The organism is Radiobacillus kanasensis (assembly GCF_021049245.1).
GTDB lineage: Bacteria > Bacillota > Bacilli > Bacillales > Amphibacillaceae > Radiobacillus > Radiobacillus kanasensis.
This window is the reverse complement of sequence record NZ_CP088020.1, coordinates 2981663-3000449: the sequence shown is the minus strand read 5'-3', so window position 1 is coordinate 3000449 and position 18787 is coordinate 2981663. Positions and strand designations below refer to the sequence as shown.

The window sequence follows — 18787 nt, the reverse complement described above, 5'->3', positions numbered from 1 at the left end:
CAAGTCCGAACATTTTTTTACAAACTTTTTTCAAAAAAGTTATTGACACCGCTTTCACTATGATTTAATCTTGTATTAACAAGTTAAAGAATGTGATGGAGATCTGGGAGACCCACACTACAAATGATACTTTCCTCAGGAAAAGTATGTTGTTTGCAGTGTGGGTCTTTTCTATATATCTATCACTTTCCGTGCACGGACTTGTTGGATTTATAGTATGATTTTAAATCTAAGGGGGATTTAAACATGTCCGAATTTTTAGCGGAATTAATTGGTACAATGATTTTGATTATTTTTGGTGCTGGTGTTGTAGGTGGCGTGAACTTGAAAAATTCCATCGCAGAAGGAGCAGGCTGGATTGTTGTAACAATCGGTTGGGGGCTTGCCGTTACCATGGGGGTTTATGCAGTAGGTAGCGTTTCTGGTGCACACATAAATCCAGCTGTAACACTTGGTTTTGCTGCAGTTGGAGAATTTCCATGGGCTAAGGTTCCTATGTACATTACAGCACAAATGATTGGAGCATTTCTTGGTGCATGTATCGTATTCTTCCAATACTTACCTCACTGGAGAGAAACACAGGATCCAGGTGCAAAGCTTGGTGTATTCTCTACAGGTCCAGCTATTAAGAGCACATTTTCTAACTTAGTAAGTGAAATGATTGGTACATTCGTTTTAGTTATGGGATTAATGTTTATCGGTGCGAATCAATTTACAGAAGGTTTAAATCCAGCTATCGTTGGTTTATTGATCGTAGCTATCGGTCTATCGTTAGGTGGAACTACTGGTTATGCAATTAACCCTGCTCGTGATTTAGGTCCAAGAATTGCCCATGCAATTCTTCCTATCATTGGTAAAGGTGATTCGAACTGGGGTTATGCTTGGATTCCTGTCCTAGGTCCAATCCTTGGTGGTATCTATGGTGCATTGTTCTACCGTGCTATCTTTGTTGGAGAATTTAATGCAGCGTTCTGGGTAGTATCTGCGGTTGTTGCAGTACTTCTTGTTGCAGCATTAAATAGTGAGTTAAAAAAAAGTAGTAGTACACCGGCAGTGAAAAAAGCTGTCTGATTCATATATAAAATGAGCAGGAGGAGATTATTTTGGGTCAATACATTTTATCATTAGACCAAGGAACAACTAGTTCCCGTGCGATTTTATTCAATCATGATGGGCAAATTGTAGAAACGGCACAACGTGAGTTTGAACAGTTCTTTCCGAAGCCTGGTTGGGTAGAGCATGATGCGAACGAAATCTGGACGTCCATCTTAGCAGTTATTTCAGAAGTACTAAGAAAGGCAGACGTGGAACCTGATCAAATCGCTGGTATCGGTATTACGAACCAACGGGAAACAACAGTCGTCTGGGATAAAAACACTGGAAAGCCCATTTACAAAGCAGTTGTGTGGCAGTCTCGTCAGACAGAAGATATTTGTAAAGAACTACGTGAAAAAGGGCTTAATGATCTGTTCCGTGAAAAAACAGGATTGTTACTAGATCCTTACTTTGCGGGAACAAAAGTGAAATGGATCCTTGATCATGTAGAAGGTGCTCGTGAAAAGGCTGATAATGGAGACCTCTTATTTGGAACGATTGACTCCTGGCTTGTTTACAAGCTGTCAGGTGGAAAAACTCACGTTACCGATTATTCCAATGCATCCCGTACGTTAATGTATAACATTTACGATTTAAAATGGGATGATGAATTGCTAGAAATCCTAGGTGTTCCGAAAAGTATGCTTCCAGAAGTTCGTCCTTCTTCTGAGGTGTATGCAAACACAGTCGATTACCACTTCTTCGGTAAGGAAGTTCCAATTGCGGGGATAGCTGGTGACCAACAGGCTGCCTTATTCGGTCAGGCGTGTTTTGAAAGCGGAATGGCAAAAAATACGTACGGAACTGGTTGCTTCATGTTAATGAACACTGGGGAAAAAGCTGTTCGCTCGGAAAATGGTTTACTTACAACTCTTGCATGGGGCGTTGATGGAAAAGTTGAGTATGCATTAGAAGGTAGTATTTTCGTTGCAGGCTCTGCTATCCAATGGCTACGTGATGGACTTCGCATTATCGATAATGCGCCTGAAAGTGAAGATTTTGCTGTAAAAGTAGATTCTACGGACGGTGTCTATCTTGTTCCAGCTTTCGTAGGACTAGGTACTCCATATTGGGATAGTGATGCGCGTGGAGCTGTATTCGGTATTACACGTGGAACTTCCAAGGAACACTTTATCCGTGCTACTTTAGAGTCCTTAGCCTATCAAACGAAGGATGTATTGGATGCAATGATCGCGGATTCCGGTATCGACTTGAAAACACTTCGTGTCGATGGTGGGGCAGTTAAAAATAATTTCTTAATGCAATTCCAAAGTGATGTCCTTGGTGTTCCAGTTGATCGCCCAGTTGTGAATGAAACGACTGCTCTAGGTGCTGCTTATCTTGCAGGGCTTGCAGTTGGATACTGGAAGGATAAAGAGGAAATCGGAAAACAGTGGCAAAAGGACCGTACTTTTACGAACGACATGGAAGAAGCAAAACGTAACGAGCTTTATGCTGGTTGGCAAAAAGCGGTTGAAGCAACGAGAGTTTTTAAGTAAAACACTTTTAATCTCCCAACCCTTCGTGCTATAATAACAACAAAGTTAATATTCTGGACGGAGAATTTGAGAGACCGCATTCTTCTTAAGATATTTCATATCTTAGGTTGAATTGTGGTCTCTTTTTCTTCCCAAACTAATGCTAAAGTTGTGTTCCTTTAGGGATAAGAGATAATGAGGAAAACATCGTAATGAATTTACACAAAAAAGGAGCGATGGGTATGTCATTTTCCAGTCTAAACCGAATGGAAACATACAAAAACATGGAGGAGTCACCTCTAGATTTATTGGTCATTGGAGGGGGCATCACAGGATCAGGTATTGCTTTAGATGCCGTAACAAGAGGAATGAAGGTTGGAGTTGTTGAAATGCAAGACTTTGCTGCGGGGACTTCTAGTCGATCTACGAAGCTAGTCCACGGCGGTTTGCGTTATCTAAAACAATTTGAAATAGGAGTAGTTGCGGAGGTTGGGAAGGAACGTGCCATTGTGTATGAGAATGCACCGCACGTTACCACACCTGAGTGGATGATGCTTCCGTTTTATAAAGGGGGGACGTTTGGTCCTTTCACTACAAATATCGGACTTCGTGTCTACGATTTTCTAGCAGGTGTAAAAAAACATGAACGTAGAAAAATGTTTACACCGGAAGAAGCACTTAAAAGGGAACCCCTTTTGAAAAGCAATGGGATCAAAGGAGCAGGCTATTATGTGGAATATAAAACAGATGACGCTCGTTTGACGATAGAAGTCATGAAAAAGGCGGTAGAAAAAGGGGCTCAATCGATTAACTATGCCAAAGTATCTCAACTCGTGTATGATGCTGGTAAAGTAGTTGGAGTAGAGGTAGAGGATCAAATCGATGGGTCCACACATACCATCTATGCTAAAAAAATTGTGAACGCAGCAGGTCCGTGGGTCGATACCATTCGGGAAAAGGATCACTCCAAAAAAGGGAAAACACTTCAATTAACAAAAGGGATTCACCTTGTGTTCGATGGGGAACGTTTCCCGTTGAAGCAAGCCATCTATTTCGATACACCAGATGGACGAATGGTATTTGCGATTCCGCGTGAAGGGAAGACCTATGTAGGTACCACAGACACTGTTTATAAAGGAGATATTGCTCGTCCTACGATGACTGTGGAAGATCGGGATTATGTCTTGAAAGCGATTGATTTTATGTTTCCTGATGTGAACATTACAGCAGACGATGTGGAATCAAGCTGGGCTGGTTTACGACCGCTCATTCATGAAGAAGGAAAGGATCCTTCAGAAATTTCTCGTAAGGATGAAATTTTCGTTTCTGAATCCGGGTTGATTTCTATCGCCGGTGGTAAGCTCACTGGATACCGCAAAATGGCGGAAAGTGTTGTAGACCTGGTCAGAGATCAATTTAAGCAAGAAGATGAAATTTTATATTCAGATTCTGTGACGAAGCATCTTCCGCTGTCCGGTGGGGATGTTGGCGGATCAAAAGGATTTGTTGATTCCTATCAAAAGGCAGTAGAAAAAGCAAATCAGTTAGGATTATCCGATAAAGTTGCAAAAACGATAGCTCAACGATATGGAGCTAATGCTGATATAGTGTTAGAGATATATCAAACGAACAAAGAAAAAGCAGAAGTTGAACACGTAGATCCAGTTGTCTTCGCCATGCTTCATTATGCAGTGGAAGAAGAGCTTGTTTATAAACCAGTGGATTTCTTTATCCGACGAACAGGTGCTTTATTCTTCGATATAGCTTGGGTAGAAACCCATAAAGAATCTGTTATCGCCTATATGGCTAAGCTTTTTTCCTGGAAGGAAGAACAGATTCAATCTTACACGAAAGAATTAGACCAACTTTTATATGAAGCGGTCCATCCAGTAGCGTAAAAAATGGACGGTTAACTCTACTAAAAAGTAGAGTTAACTTCGTCTATTTATACATATATTCAGACAGATATCATATTCTTTATACTTTTTATCGGAGGTGATGGAAGCGCTATCAATGGAAGGTGTTGGTTCTACAACATTTATAAACCGAGTTTTACCATTTTGAGGAGGGAATTACGATGAAAAAAATTATTAATGATCCAAATCAAGTTGTGCAAGACATGTTAAAAGGTTTAGTAGCAGCGTTTCCAGAAAGTATGAAGCAAGTACCTGATACGACGGTAATTGTAAGAAAAGAATCACCCGTTCAAAATAAAGTAGGCTTAGTAAGCGGTGGTGGAAGTGGCCATGAGCCTGCACACGCTGGTTATGTGGGAGCAGGGATGCTTGATGCTGCGGTATGTGGAGAAACGTTCACATCACCTACACCGGACCAAGTGTTTGAAGCGATTAAAGCAGTGGATGGTGGAGTCGGCGTTTTCTTAGTTATCAAAAACTACACAGGTGACGTGATGAACTTTGAAATGGCTGCTGAACTTGCTGAGGCGGAAGGAATCCAGGTTGAACAAGTCGTCGTAAATGATGATGTTGCCGTAGAAGATAGCTCTTTCACAACAGGTAGACGCGGCATCGCTGGAACTGTTTTTGTTCATAAGATTGCCGGTGCTAAAGCAGAAAAGGGTGGCTCTTTACAAGAAGTGAAGACAGTTGCAGAAAAAGTAGTAGCTAATGTTCGCTCTATGGGTATGGCGTTAAGTCCATGTACCGTTCCGGCTGCAGGTAAACCGAGCTTTGAGCTTGCAGATAATGAAATGGAAATCGGAATGGGAATACACGGTGAGCCCGGAACAGAACGAAAAGCAATTGCATCTGCCGATGAGATAGCCGAAGAGTTAACAGCCAAAATTTTAGAAGATATTGATTATAGTGGTTCTGAAGTAGCGGTGATGGTAAATGGTCTCGGTTCGACACCAGAAATGGAACTATTCATCGTAAATGCAAAGGTCCACGAAATTTTATCGAAAAAAGGAATTCAAGTGTATAAGACATTTGTTGGGGAGTATATGACATCCTTAGAGATGGCTGGCTGTTCTATCAGTCTATTAAAATTAGATGAGGAGTTAAAGGAATTACTAGATTCCGAGTCCAAAGCTCCAGCATTCCGAATCTAACAACGTATAGGAGGAGAAGTCGATGGAACTTCATATTAACCAAGCTTTAAAGTGGATCGAATTGACAAACGAAAAGATACAAGAGAATAAGGAATATTTAACATCCCTAGATCAAGCCATAGGAGATGGAGATCACGGAATCAATATGGCTCGAGGCTTTCAAGCGGTCATCGAAAAGACTTCTTCTTCTGAATACGAAGCGGTTTCTGATCTTTTGAAAGATGTAGCTATGACGTTAATGTCCAAGGTAGGAGGCGCATCAGGTCCTTTATATGGCACAGCTTTTCTAAAAATGTCGATGGCTACGAAAGGGAAGGACCCTGTCACGCAGGGGGATTTGGCTGCTGCTGTTGCCCAAGCGCTTGAAGGCATGAAACAAAGAGGGAAAGCGAATCAAGGGGAGAAAACATTAATCGACGTTTGGACTCCTGTCCAAGGATTGCTACAGGATCAAGAGAACGTTCAACCCGATGATTTGCGAGAAACAGCGAAAGAGGCTATGGAATCCACGAAGGATATTATGGCGACAAAGGGTAGATCTGCATACTTAAAAGAAAGATCCATTGGTCATTTGGATGCAGGCTCTGTTTCATCCTATTTTGTATTTGATTCTTTAGCATCAGCAGTGGAGGGAGAATAATATGTCACATGTAGGAATTGTTTTAATCTCCCATAGTCCAAAGATTGCAGATGGCATTAAAGACTTGATTAGTCAGGTTATCAAGGATGTTCCCATTGTAGCAGCAGGTGGAACCGATGAAAATGATATTGGCACGAGCTTTGAGAAAATATCGAATGCGATCGAAGAAGTATATAGTGAAAAAGGCGTGCTCTTGTTTTATGATCTCGGAAGTGCTCTTATGAATGCAGAGATGGCTATTGAAATGTCTGAACATGATAACATAAGGGTTGCCAAAGATGTTGCGCTCGTTGAAGGAGCCTATGTCTCGGCAGTGGAGGCTAGTATGGGAAAATCTCTTGAAGAAATTTTGGAATCTGCTAAGAGAGCAATAGCTCCAACTGAATAATAGAAATTTGTAAGACCCGTTACCGTTGCGTAACGGGTTTTTTTGCGTTCGGGTAGTTTTATCGGCGTTCGTGAGTTCGATATCGACGATTAAATTGATATACCGGCTGCCTGGACGGATTTATCAGCGTTTAAATATTTGGCATTAAAAGTTTTTAATCAGTGTTCACCCAATCCTACCATTCGTTCTCATCTCCAACCACAAAAAAAGTAAGCGGTTCCACTTGACGAATAGTTGTAAAAATTTTATGATAATTACAAATGTAATAACTAAGAACAAATGTAAAGGAGAGAGCCGGATGGATGCATTGAGTGGTTATTCTGTACCGAAAGGAATAGATAAGCAGAAGTTGATAGATCTTTATAAGCAAATGTGGTTGATTCGATTTTTTGATGAAAAGGTCGATGAATTTTTTGCGAAAGGTATGATTCATGGAACCACGCATTTATGTGTAGGTCAAGAAGCCTCTGCTGCTGGGGCATGTGCAGTTTTAGAGGAAAGGGACAAAATTACGAGTACACACCGTGGGCATGGTCACTGTATCGCAAAAGGAGCCGATGTGAACAAAATGATGGCAGAGTTATTCGGTAGAGAAACCGGATACTGCAAAGGAAAAGGCGGTTCCATGCATATTGCCGACGTAGAAAAAGGAAACCTTGGCGCAAACGGGATTGTTGGGGGCGGTATTCCGTTAGCAGTAGGTTCAGCTTTAACCTCTCACATGAAAAAGCTAGATTATGTGACGCTATGTTTCTTTGGAGATGGTGCATCTAATGAAGGAAGTTTTCATGAAGCATTAAACCTAGCTTCTATTTGGAAGCTTCCGGTTGTGTTTATCTGTGAGAATAACCAATATGGCATGTCCGGCTCCGTGAAAGAAATGACGAACATTGAAAACATAGCTGATCGAGCTTCTTCCTATGGAATGCCAGGAGTAGCGGTGGATGGTAACGATATTGTGGAAGTAATGAATTCTGTAGACGAAGCGGTCACACGTGCTCGTGCTGGACATGGACCGACCATCGTAGAAGCGAAGACGTATCGCTGGAAAGGTCACTCGAAAAGTGATGCTAAAAAATACCGTACTCGGGAAGAAGAGCAGGAATGGAAAGAGCAGGATCCTATAAAACGTTTTAAAGAACTATTAATCGAATCGGATGTATTCAGTGAAGAACATGCGGAGCAGTTGAAATCAGAGGCAAAACAAATGATTGAAGACTCTGTAGAGTTTGCCAAAAATAGCCCAATGGCATCGAAAGATAACTTACTGGAAGATGTTTACGCATAGGGGGGAACATAATGAGAGAGATCACGTATCAAGAAGCGGTAAGAGAGGCCATGAGTATAGAAATGCGAAAAAATCCAGATGTCTTTATTCTTGGTGAGGATATTGGGGTCTACGGAGGAGCTTTTGGTGTAACGAGAGGGATGATTGAGGAGTTTGGATCTGAGAGAGTACGTAATACTCCAATCTCGGAATCCGCTATAGCCGGTGCAGCAATTGGATCTGCTTTAACCGGCATGAGGCCAATCCTAGAATTGCAGTTTTCCGATTTTATTACGATAGCCATGGATCAGATGGTGAACCAGGCGGCAAAGCTCCGTTACATGTACGGTGGAAAAGGTAAGGTACCGATGGTGCTTCGGACCCCTGGTGGATCAGGGACGGGTGCCGCAGCTCAGCACTCCCAAAGTCTAGAGGCATGGATGGCACATATTCCTGGATTAAAAGTGGTCCAGCCTTCGACAGCTTATGATGCGAAAGGATTGCTAAAGGCGGCAATGGACGATGAAAACCCGGTCATCTTTTATGAACATAAACTACTCTATCAAACAAAGTCGCAAGTTCCGGAAAAAGAATATTCAATCCCTTTGGGAAAAGCAGATATTAAACGTGAAGGAGCGGACGTCACGATTGTGGCTACATCTATAATGGTTCATAAAGCATTAGAAGCGGCGAAAGAGTTAGCAGAAGAAGGGATAGAGGTGGAGGTCATCGATCCGCGTACTTTGGTCCCTTTAGACGAAGAAACGATTGTTCAATCGGTTATGAAAACAGGCCGTGCTGTCGTCGTTCATGAAGCGGTAAAACGCGGTGGATACGGTGGAGAAATTGCTAGTTTAATAGCAGAGAGTGAAGCTTTTGATTATTTAGATGCTCCAATCAAACGTATAGGTGGTCTTCCGGTTCCGATTCCGTACAACCCAGAACTTGAAAAAGCGGCCGTTCCATCTAAAGAGGATATTAAACATGCTGTGAAAGAAACGTTGCAGCGAGTATAGGAGGGGAGTACATGGCCAAAGAAATTTTTATGCCGAAATTAAGTAGCACGATGGAAATCGGTACACTTCTGCAGTGGTTTAAGGAAGAAGGAGACACAATCCATGTAGGAGAGCCGCTATTTGAAATCATGACAGACAAGATCAACATTGAAGTCGAATCCTATGAAGATGGCATTCTACTAAAAAAGTATTATCAAGCAGACGATGAAGTCCCTGTTAATACAATTATTGGCTATACCGGGGAAGCTGGGGAAGAAGTGCCAGAGCAGCCTCCACAAGGAGAGGCGGAGGAAAAGTCCTCAGTGGCCACGCAAGAAAGGGTAGAGACAATTGTGGAGTCATTAGCTACAGGCAATGAGAAAGTTCGTGCAACCCCGGCGGCGAGATATCTTGCGAAGGAGCATGATCTTGTACTTAATGAGGTAGTAGGTACAGGGCCAAAAGGAAGAATTCAAAAAACAGATGTTTTACTCGCCACCGAGGAACAACCAGCCGTAAAGGCTACTCCACTTGCAAGAAAAATTGCAGCAGACGAACAAATGGACTTAAACAATGTTATAGGTAGTGGATCCAATGGGAAAATCTATCGGAAGGATTTGCCGGTTGCAAACTCGTCTATCTCTCATAAAGGGACGACGATTCTGTTACAAGGCTTAAGAAAAACAATAGCAAAACGGATGACGGAAAGTGTGCAAACCATCCCGCATGTCACACTTCATACGGAAGTCAACATGGAACAAGTCGTCCAGCTGAGGAAGCAGTTACTACCGGTGATTGAGCAAGTAACAGAGAAACGACTGTCTTATACGGAAATTTTAATGAAAGCTGTTGCAGTATGTCTTAGTCGTCACCCTATGCTAAATACGACGTTGGAAGCGGATGAAATCCACGTTCATTCCCAAGTAAACATTGGCTTAGCTGTTGCTATTGATAATGGACTTATCGTTCCGGTTATTAAAAATGTTGGAGAAAAAGGGTTACAGCAGTTAACAGTGGAAGCGAAAGAAATCACACAAAGAGCTAGAAGCCAATCTTATAAATCAGAAGATATTGCGGGAGGAACCTTTACGATTTCTAACCTAGGTATGTACGACATCGATGGCTTTACACCGATCATTAATCCACCACAAACAGCCATTTTAGGTATTGGTCGAATTGTGAAAAAACCAGTAGTAGTTGGTGAAAAAGTAGAAGTCCAATCCATGATGACACTTAGTCTGTCTTTTGATCATCGTGTCGTAGATGGAGCACCAGCTGCTGCCTTTTTAAGTAATTTAAAGAGAACATTAGAGGAGCCATTCCAATTATTACTATAGGGGGAAAACGGGATGAAGCAGTATGATGTCGCCATTATAGGAGGTGGACCTGGAGGCTATGTAGCAGCGATTCGCGCAGCAAAGCATGGCAAAAAGGTTGCCTTGATTGAAGGGAAAGACTTAGGAGGAACATGCTTGAATCGAGGCTGTATTCCTTCGAAAACATTGCTCCATCAAGCCTTTTTAATAGAAGAGTTAGAAAAGTCTCTGGATTGGGGGATAGAGGCGAATAACTATAGTATCAATTTTTCCAAGCTTATGAAGAAAAAAGATGGGGTCATTACCCAGCTAAAGGATGGGATTGGAATGCTCCTGAAAAAGAATAAGGTGGATGTTATTCAGGGGTATGGATTCGTTCAACCTGATAAAATTATACAAATTCAAAGAGAGGGTCAACAAGAGATTAAGGCAACCTCTATTATTCTAGCAAACGGGTCCACTCCTATTGTCCCTCCTATTGAAGGTGTTGGTCACCCGGTTATTCACACAAGTGATAGTATTTTTCATCTAGAAAGAGTTCCGGAAAGGCTCGTCATTATTGGTGGGGGCGTTATTGGAGTCGAAATTGCCTGTATTTTTCACAGCTTAGGAACCAAGGTAGACATCATCGAAATGGGAGCTAGGCTTATTCCAAATGAAGATGAAGACGCCAGCGGTTATTTAAGGAAAGAATTAGAAGCTAAGGGAATTACGGTGCGTTTGAACTCCAAAGTGCTTTCGTTCCAATCTAGGGAGAATGATCGTGTCGAAGTGTACTTTTCTGATAAAGATAGCACTTCACAATCCTTACCTTCCGATTGTGTACTGCTTGCAACAGGTAGGAAACCGAATTACCACGGCTTAGAAACTTTAGAGTTACAATCGGATGGTCCCTTTGTAAAAGTAGATGATTATTTAGAAACAAATTTACCCGGCATTTATGCGATTGGAGACTTAATTGGTGGCTTTCAGCTTGCCCATGCTGCAAGCCATGAAGGCTTAATTGCGGTAGGGAACATACTGGGAAAAAAGCAGTCTAGGAACGATTTTACTATTCCGAGATGTGTCTATACATTCCCAGAGATAGCAGCTGTTGGTTTAACGGAGGAACAAGCAATACAAAAAGGATATTTAGTGAAGGTACAAAAGGTTAGTCTTGCCTCAAATCCTCGTGCAATGGCTATGAATAGTAACACAGGGTTTATCAAACTAGTAGCAGAAGAAAAATATGGAGAGTTACTAGGGGTGACCATTGCTGGCCCACATGCCACAGAAATGATCAGTCAGCCTTCTTCGTATATGCATCTAGAAGGAACGGTGGAGGAACTAGCCCATATGGTCTCGCCCCATCCAACCCTATCAGAAGGCCTCTTTGAAGTAGCCAATTCTTTTTTAGGAAAAGGAATTCATTATTAGAGGATGTTCAAAAAGTCCGGTGAAAATCGCTTAGAACTTCTACGTTGGCTTGAATTTCTTTGCGCTTTTTATCCTCCTTTTTGACACGCACTATTAATTCCCTTTCCTTCGTATGATATGATTTAAGAAAAATCTAGAAGAGGCGATAGTATGATATGGGAAGATAGAAGACTTATGGTGAGAGTAGCAAATCTCTATTATTTTGAAGGATTTACACAAGCTCAGATTGCAAAGAAAATCGGAGTCTCTCGTCCGGTTATTTCCAAACTATTAAACAAAGCGAGAGAAGAAAAAGTAGTAGAAATCTATATAAAGGATGAAAATGTTCACACTGTAAAGCTTGAACAGGCATTAGAGAAAAAGTATGAATTAAAAGAGGTAGTTGTTGTTTCCCAACAGGATCAACTTCCTGAAATGGTGAAGCGGTCTATTGGGAGAGCGGCGGCTTCTTACTTAACAAGTCAACTAACAGATGTAAAACGTTTAGGAATATCTTGGGGAACAACCCTAGCTAGTTTAGTAAATGAGTTTCCTTACCAAAAAGTAGAAAACTTAAATATTGTACCTCTTGTTGGAGGAATGGGAAGAAGCAATGTAGAGATTCACTCCAACCAACTTGCCTATGAATTAGCGAAAAAGGTTAATGGAACTTGTTCCTATTTGTACGCTCCAGCAATGGTAGATTCCGTTGAGTTGAAAGATCGATTAATAGAAAACTCGGATATTCATGCAGTTTTAGAAGAAGGAAAGCAAGTGGAGATTGCCTTAGTGGGGATTGGAGATCCTTATCGTGATTCTACCATGAAGAAGATTGGCTATTTACAGGAAACAGATATGGAAGATTTGAAACAGGCCGGTGCGATTGGAGATATCGGTTCTCGATTCTTTAATGCTCTAGGAAAGCAGATTTCTCATTCCTTAAATGAACGGGTTATCGGAATGGATTTAAGCGTTCTACAAGATATTCCCTTAGTCATAGGAGTAGTAGAAGGAAAAGAAAAAGCTTCTAGTATTGATGCTGCGATTAGAGGAAGATATGTAGATGTGTTGATAACAGATGATAACACGGCTTCAGCTTTACTAGATTTATAGGATGTTGATTTGTTAGAAAATTTTAAAAATTTCATTGACAGTTTGCGATAATTAGTCATATAATTTTTACAAAGGTAACAGAATAGAACATTTGTAAATTAATGGGGGTGGATATTGTGTGGGGAGTGCTAATTGCTGCGTTTGTTGTAGTTTGGTTTTTACAGATATTCTTGACATCTATCCAAATGAAGCATTATAGACGGACTCTTCAGCTGATGAGCAGGCGATCTAATGGGTACTTAGGTGTTGGGGTGGATAAGCAAAAATTTGGAGTAGGTACGGTTGTCATCGTGGTCTGTGACAATGTTGGGAAAGTCGTAGACAGTAAGCTGATGAAAGGGGTCACGGTTTTTTCCAGATTTAAGCCTTTCCAAGAAGTCATTGGAGATTCAATTGAAACACTGAAAGATAATCAAGCTACTTTCAAAATGGAGGCACCTGTATCAATGGCTGTAAAGAATATTAAAGACCAGATGGACAAAAAACAACTGGCGTAGAAAAAGGGAGGAAGAGAAATGGACTTTTTAGTCAAGGTTGCTGAGGGATTTATCGGAATGTTTCAAGAGGGTGGAAATACCTTCATGGGGCTTTTTACCGGAATTATTCCAACTCTTATTGTTTTAATCACTTTTGTTAACGCTTTCATTAGGTTAGTGGGAGAAGAAAGAATTTATCGATTAGCTCAAAAAAGTACGAAATATACAATCTTACGGTACACATTGTTTCCAATCCTAGCTGTATTTTTCTTAACAAATCCTATGGCTTACACCTTCGGAAAGTTTTTACCAGAAAATCAAAAGCCAGCGTTTTATGATTCTGCTGTATCTTTTGTACACCCGGTAACAGGATTGTTTCCTCATGCGAACCCTGCGGAACTTTTCGTGTATATGGGGATTGCGCAAGGGATTACGGAACTAGGCTTATCACTTGGACCACTAGCTATTCGTTTCTTCTTAGTAGGGATTGTGGTCATCCTTATTCGCGGTATTGTAACGGAGAAAATAACCCAACGAATGATGAGCAAAAGAGAAGCTGAAAATAGTTCAGCAGCAGAATCTATTGGAGCGTAAGGGGGAGAAATGATGAGTAACTACAAACCGGTTCAAGTATCTCAAGGTCCAAGTGGATGGGGAGGCCCTCTCGTTATAGAGCCAACGGATCAGAAGAAATATGTTGTCTCTGTAACGGGTGGAGGAATTGATCCAATCGCTCAAAAAATCGCGGACATGACAGGCGCAGAAGCAGTGGATGGATTCACTAAAAAAATCGAAAGTGAAGAAATGGCTTGTGTCGTTATTGATTGTGGTGGGACAGCAAGGTGTGGTGTATATCCAAAAATGGGTGTCCTAACGATTAATTTAACAGCCACACCACCATCTGGGCCACTCATGAGTTTTATTAAAGAGGATAATTTTGTTTCAGGAGTAAAAGAAGCGAACATCGAGTTTGCTAATGGAAGTTCTTCTGAAGCAACCAATGCTTCGGAGAAAAAGAAGTCAGTGCAAGAAATCAAGCAAGAAGCGAAAGAGAAAGCTGCAGCTTACACGAATCAACCGAAACAAAAGCGTTCGTTACTAGAGAGAATTGGAAGAGGTATGGGTGGAGTTGTAAACGTTTTCTACCAAGCAGGTAGGGAAACCATTGAACAAATTATACGAAACATTCTTCCGTTCATGGCATTTGTCAGCTGTATTATCGGAATCATTACTTTCACAGGAGTCGGCGATTTAATTGCAAATGTCGTTTCTCCACTAGCAGGCAACATTATTGGATTGCTCATCCTATCGGTCATTTGTGCGTTGCCAATCCTGTCCCCATTGTTAGGACCAGGTGCCGTCATTGCACAAGTTGTTGGGGTTTTAGTTGGGGTAGAAATTGGTCGTGGAAACATTCCGCCACAGCTAGCACTTCCTGCATTGTTTGCCATCAACCCGCAAGTAGGGTGTGACTTTGTACCAGTTGGATTAACACTTGGAGAAGCAAAGCCTGAGACGATTGAAGTTGGGGTACCAGCGGTTCTTATTTCTAGACAGGTCACAGGTCCAATCGCTGTAGTCATCGCATACGTTGCTAGCTTCGGTTTATATTCGTAATTCACATCACGGAGGGGTTTATATTGATTATCATCTATGAATCTGTAATTACAGAACTAGGAAAAGACATTGATAGTTTACTAAGTGCAGATATGCTCGTTATTTTCAATGAAACAGCACCAGATGAACTAAAGGAAATATCCGCTATTCATCGCCATGAACCATGGAAAAGTGAAGTAGAGGTTGGGGATCAGTTAGTCATCGGGGATGATGCCTATGAAATTACTTGTGTAGGTGGAAAAGTGAATGAAACTTTACACACACTTGGACACTGTACGATTAGTTTTTCAGGAGATACCGAAACAGATATGCCAGGTACACTTTGTGTAGAGAAAAAAGCCCTACCAATATTACAAGAAGAAGTCGCTATAAAGTTTATAAGAACAAAATAACAACCATGGGGAGTTGGTCAACATGTTGGGGATAAACAGATTATTAAAGCAACTAGCCGATGAAGGAAATTATATAAAAGTCGGTTTAGTTGGCGCAGGGCAAATGGGAAGGGGGATGATTTCTCAAATTGAAAAAATGAAGGGGATGCGAGTGGTCATTACAGCAGATATTAACGTAGATAATGCCCGTAAAGCCTATCAGCTAGCAGGACTTTCAGAAGAAAAGATCAAGCAGTCATCGGATGAAATCGAAGCCACTTCTTTCATTAAACAAGACGGCGTAGTGATCACAAATCAGATTGACCTCGTGACTTCTATTGAAGCAGTAGATGTTGTAGTAGATGCCACTGGCATACCAGATGTAGGGGCAACGATTGCGTATCAGGCGATTCAAAACAGAAAGCACATCGTGATGCTGAATGTGGAGACAGATGTAACGGTCGGTCCGATTCTAAAAAGTATGGCAGATGCCGCTGGTGTTGTGTACACCGGATCTGCTGGGGATGAGCCTGGTGCGATTATGGAGCTTTATGATTTCGCGGATGCAATGGGATTTAACATTGTGACCGTCGGAAAAGGGAAGAATAATAAGTTAAACCTAGAGGCAAATCCAGCGTCTGCTGAAGAGGAAGCCAAACAAAAAGGATCTAGTTCAAAAATGCTTGCTTCGTTCCAAGATGGGACGAAAACAATGGTAGAGATGACAGCTGTCGCAAACGCTATTGGATTTTTACCAGATGTCGCAGGTATGCACGGCCCAAGTGCTTCTGTAGAAGAACTTCCGACTCTATTAATTCCAAAGGAAGCGGGTGGAATTTTAAGCAATGAGAAGGTAGTGGAATATGTAAACGGTGTAGCACCTGGTGTATTCGTAATCTTTACTTCGGACCAAGAAGAAGTGCATCATGAATTACAATACCTAAAGCTTGGGGAAGGTCCTTACTATGTTCTGTATCGACCGTACCACTTAGCTAGTTTAGAAACACCACTTTCTATCGCGAAGGCATATTTTGATCAGCAGCCGACGATTGCTCCGTGGTGTGGGGTTGTTGCAGAGACGGTTACGGTTGCGAAAAAGGATTTGGCTGAGGGAGAAGCACTAGATGGTATTGGTGGTTTCACCGTGTACGGAAAAATACTGTCTAAAGATGATGCGATTTCGAAACAAGCTCTACCACTCGGATTGGTAGACCGGCATGTGGTGATGAAAAGGCCTGTGAAAAAAGGGGAAATCATCACCTATGATGTGATTGAACACAAACAAGAAACAACTATTTGGAATTTACGAAGTCTACAAGATCGGTTAATTAAATAGAATAGAGAAAGATTCATTAGGATAAGGGGGTGCAACTTGCACCTCCTAAAGTAAAGGAGTGGATGCGTTGGAATGTCAATTAGTAACACAGAAATTGAAACCGGATTCAAAAGAAGAGATACTCCACGAATTAGCCTCAAGCCTAGAACACATCAAAGTCGTTAAACCCAGCTTTTATCAAGCAATCTTGGAAAGGGAAAGAGTCTTTCCAACCGGTTTACCCTCTGAGCCTTTTGGAATTGCCATTCCGCATACAGACACTGAACATGTATATACACCAGCTATCGCTGTAGGATTTTTGGAAGAACCTATTGACTTTACTGTGATGGGTACAGAGGATATCCAAATTCCAGTTCATATCGTTTTTATGCTTGCCATGAAGGAACCAAATGATCAACTAAGCTTACTAGAAAATATGATCAACCTCATTCAAGACAGTGTTTTTCTCGAACAGTTAAGCGAAATGAATCAGAGTAGGAAGGATACTGAATTAAAAGAGCTTCTCAATAAGCAGTTATTAACCGTTTAAGGAGTGAACAGCATGTCTAAAAAAGTATTAGTCATTTGTGGAACAGGGGTTGCAACTTCTACAGTTGTAATGTCTAAGTTAAAATCGTTCATCGAAGAGAAGGGGTTAGAAGCAAAACTTCATCAATCTAAAGTTTCGGACGTTTTAAACACGGCTTCTGAGTACGATTTAGTAGTAACGACTACTATCGTATCAAAAGATTTGCACGACATTGTACTAAATGCTGTACCTTTACTTACCGGTGTGGGTAAGGAGCAATTTTTTGCGGATTTCGAAGCCGCTCTTAAATAGGAGGTATTTATATGGGAGATGTCTTACAATATTTTGTTGATTTAGGTGCATCTGTTCTTTTGCCGATTATTATATTCGTTTTTGGTCTTATTTTAAAAACAAAGCCTAGTCAGGCATTTCGTGCTGGTTTAACAGTAGGGATTGGTTTTATTGCCATTAACTTGGTTATTGGGCTATTAGCAGAAAATTTAGGACCGGCAGCTCAGCAAATGGTCAATCGTTTAGGCATTGAATTAAGTGTTATTGATGTAGGATGGCCAGCAACTTCCGCTATCGCTTTTGGGTCATCTGTTGGAGCGCTTGCTATTCCAATTGGACTTGCTGTCAATATAGCGTTGCTAGTTTTCGGACTCACGAAAACATTAAATATTGACTTATGGAACTTATGGCATATTGCGTTTACCGGTGCATTAGTAAGTATTATGACGGGTAGTTTTGTGATGGGACTTGTTACATGTATTGTTCATGCTATCGTTCTTTTAGTACTTGCTGATTTAACAGCGAAGCATGTGGCTGAATATTATGGTTATCCAAATATTTCATTTCCACACGGGACATCTACACCGTACTACTTATTGGCAATGCCATTGAATAAGTTATTTGATAGGATTCCCGGATTGAAAAATTGGAAAGCAGATCCTGAGGCAATTCAAAAAAAGCTAGGAATCTTCGGAGAATCCACGATAGTTGGGTTGATTCTAGGTATCATTATTGGAGTCCTGGCAGGTTATAACCTACAAGAAACTTTACAATTAGGTGTTGCTACTGCAGCCGTTATGCTTCTTTTACCAAGAATGGTATCCATTTTGATGGAAGGGTTGGCTCCGATTTCAGAAGCTGCAGGGGAATTTGTAAAGCGACGCTTCCCTGGGCGTGAGGTGTACATTGGAATGGATAGTGCATTAGCGGTTGGGCATCCTGCTGCCATTGCATCGACACTCATTCTAACACCAATCGTATTACTACTTGCGATCATTGTACCTGGAAACAAAGTGTTACCATTTGGTGACTTAGCTACATTACCATTTATTGTATGTATGATGGTACCTATTTTCCGAGGAAATGTTATTCGTACGGTACTTGCTGGAACAATCGCATTAGGGTTTGGTTTATTGCTTGCTACTTATATCTCGCCATTGTTTACGGAAGCGGCGAGAAATGTTGGCTTCGCTTTTCCAGAAGGTGCAGGAGCTGTTTCTTCCCTTGTTGATGGGGCGGTCCCAACTACTGCCTTGTTCATCTTCGGTGCAAAGCTGGGTTACATCGGCTTAGGTATAATAGGGGTTTTAGCACTAGTAACTGGCTATTTTGTAAACCGTAGGAGACCTGCATCTAAACAGGAAGACAATGCAACTAAAATTCCTTCTTAATACTTTAAGAATAATCGTATCAATCTTCTGAAAATGTTAT

Annotated in this window: 19 protein-coding genes; all 19 read left to right on the top strand. The window is 41.3% G+C overall.

The window, feature by feature from the left end; translation table 11 throughout:
• Positions 1-246 precede the first annotated feature (246 nt).
• Positions 247-1071, top strand: a complete 825-nt coding sequence (locus KO561_RS15640; RefSeq protein ID WP_231094199.1) for an MIP/aquaporin family protein — start codon at positions 247-249, stop codon at positions 1069-1071.
• Between the two features lie 32 nt (positions 1072-1103).
• The gene (gene glpK / locus KO561_RS15635; RefSeq protein ID WP_408004824.1) at positions 1104-2594 is read left to right on the top strand and encodes a glycerol kinase GlpK; all 1491 of its coding nucleotides are present in this window, start codon (positions 1104-1106) and stop codon (positions 2592-2594) included.
• 221 nt (positions 2595-2815) lie between these two features.
• On the top strand, positions 2816-4471 hold the full coding sequence (locus KO561_RS15630; protein ID WP_231097195.1) for a glycerol-3-phosphate dehydrogenase/oxidase: 1656 nt from the start codon (positions 2816-2818) through the stop codon (positions 4469-4471).
• A 179-nt stretch (positions 4472-4650) separates the two neighbouring features.
• Positions 4651-5643, top strand: a complete 993-nt coding sequence (gene dhaK / locus KO561_RS15625) for a dihydroxyacetone kinase subunit DhaK (protein WP_231094198.1) — start codon at positions 4651-4653, stop codon at positions 5641-5643.
• A gap of 22 nt (positions 5644-5665) precedes the next feature.
• Positions 5666-6283, top strand: coding sequence for a dihydroxyacetone kinase subunit DhaL (gene dhaL / locus KO561_RS15620; RefSeq protein WP_231094197.1), 618 nt, complete (start codon positions 5666-5668; stop codon positions 6281-6283).
• 1 nt (position 6284) lies between these two features.
• Positions 6285-6671, top strand: coding sequence for a dihydroxyacetone kinase phosphoryl donor subunit DhaM (gene dhaM / locus KO561_RS15615; RefSeq protein WP_231094196.1), 387 nt, complete (start codon positions 6285-6287; stop codon positions 6669-6671).
• A 298-nt stretch (positions 6672-6969) separates the two neighbouring features.
• On the top strand, positions 6970-7959 hold the full coding sequence (pdhA, locus tag KO561_RS15610) for a pyruvate dehydrogenase (acetyl-transferring) E1 component subunit alpha (RefSeq protein WP_231094195.1): 990 nt from the start codon (positions 6970-6972) through the stop codon (positions 7957-7959).
• Between the two features lie 11 nt (positions 7960-7970).
• The gene (locus KO561_RS15605; protein ID WP_231094194.1) at positions 7971-8954 is read left to right on the top strand and encodes an alpha-ketoacid dehydrogenase subunit beta; all 984 of its coding nucleotides are present in this window, start codon (positions 7971-7973) and stop codon (positions 8952-8954) included.
• An 11-nt stretch (positions 8955-8965) separates the two neighbouring features.
• The gene (locus KO561_RS15600) at positions 8966-10270 is read left to right on the top strand and encodes a dihydrolipoamide acetyltransferase family protein (RefSeq protein ID WP_231094193.1); all 1305 of its coding nucleotides are present in this window, start codon (positions 8966-8968) and stop codon (positions 10268-10270) included.
• Between the two features lie 12 nt (positions 10271-10282).
• On the top strand, positions 10283-11665 hold the full coding sequence (gene lpdA / locus KO561_RS15595) for a dihydrolipoyl dehydrogenase (protein WP_231094192.1): 1383 nt from the start codon (positions 10283-10285) through the stop codon (positions 11663-11665).
• A 150-nt stretch (positions 11666-11815) separates the two neighbouring features.
• A complete protein-coding gene (locus KO561_RS15590) occupies positions 11816-12757 on the top strand; it encodes a sugar-binding transcriptional regulator (protein ID WP_231094191.1) in 942 nt (313 codons plus the stop codon).
• A gap of 116 nt (positions 12758-12873) precedes the next feature.
• Positions 12874-13254, top strand: coding sequence for a transcriptional regulator GutM (locus KO561_RS15585; RefSeq protein ID WP_231094190.1), 381 nt, complete (start codon positions 12874-12876; stop codon positions 13252-13254).
• An 18-nt stretch (positions 13255-13272) separates the two neighbouring features.
• Positions 13273-13827 carry a PTS glucitol/sorbitol transporter subunit IIC gene (gene srlA, locus KO561_RS15580; protein ID WP_231094189.1) on the top strand — a complete coding sequence of 185 codons (555 nt, stop codon included), beginning with the start codon at positions 13273-13275 and terminating at the stop codon, positions 13825-13827.
• Positions 13828-13839: 12 nt separating this feature from the next.
• Positions 13840-14850 (top strand): PTS glucitol/sorbitol transporter subunit IIB, encoded by a 1011-nt coding sequence (gene srlE, locus KO561_RS15575; RefSeq protein ID WP_231094188.1) that lies wholly within the window; start codon positions 13840-13842, stop codon positions 14848-14850.
• Positions 14851-14873: 23 nt separating this feature from the next.
• Positions 14874-15242, top strand: coding sequence for a PTS glucitol/sorbitol transporter subunit IIA (locus KO561_RS15570; protein ID WP_231094187.1), 369 nt, complete (start codon positions 14874-14876; stop codon positions 15240-15242).
• A gap of 22 nt (positions 15243-15264) precedes the next feature.
• Positions 15265-16557, top strand: a complete 1293-nt coding sequence (locus KO561_RS15565) for an NAD(P)H-dependent oxidoreductase (protein ID WP_231094186.1) — start codon at positions 15265-15267, stop codon at positions 16555-16557.
• Between the two features lie 67 nt (positions 16558-16624).
• The gene (locus KO561_RS15560; protein WP_231094185.1) at positions 16625-17086 is read left to right on the top strand and encodes a PTS sugar transporter subunit IIA; all 462 of its coding nucleotides are present in this window, start codon (positions 16625-16627) and stop codon (positions 17084-17086) included.
• Between the two features lie 12 nt (positions 17087-17098).
• Entirely contained in the window at positions 17099-17377 is a 279-nt protein-coding gene (locus tag KO561_RS15555; RefSeq protein ID WP_231094184.1) for a PTS sugar transporter subunit IIB, read from the top strand.
• Between the two features lie 11 nt (positions 17378-17388).
• The gene (locus KO561_RS15550; protein ID WP_231094183.1) at positions 17389-18747 is read left to right on the top strand and encodes a PTS galactitol transporter subunit IIC; all 1359 of its coding nucleotides are present in this window, start codon (positions 17389-17391) and stop codon (positions 18745-18747) included.
• Positions 18748-18787 lie beyond the last annotated feature (40 nt).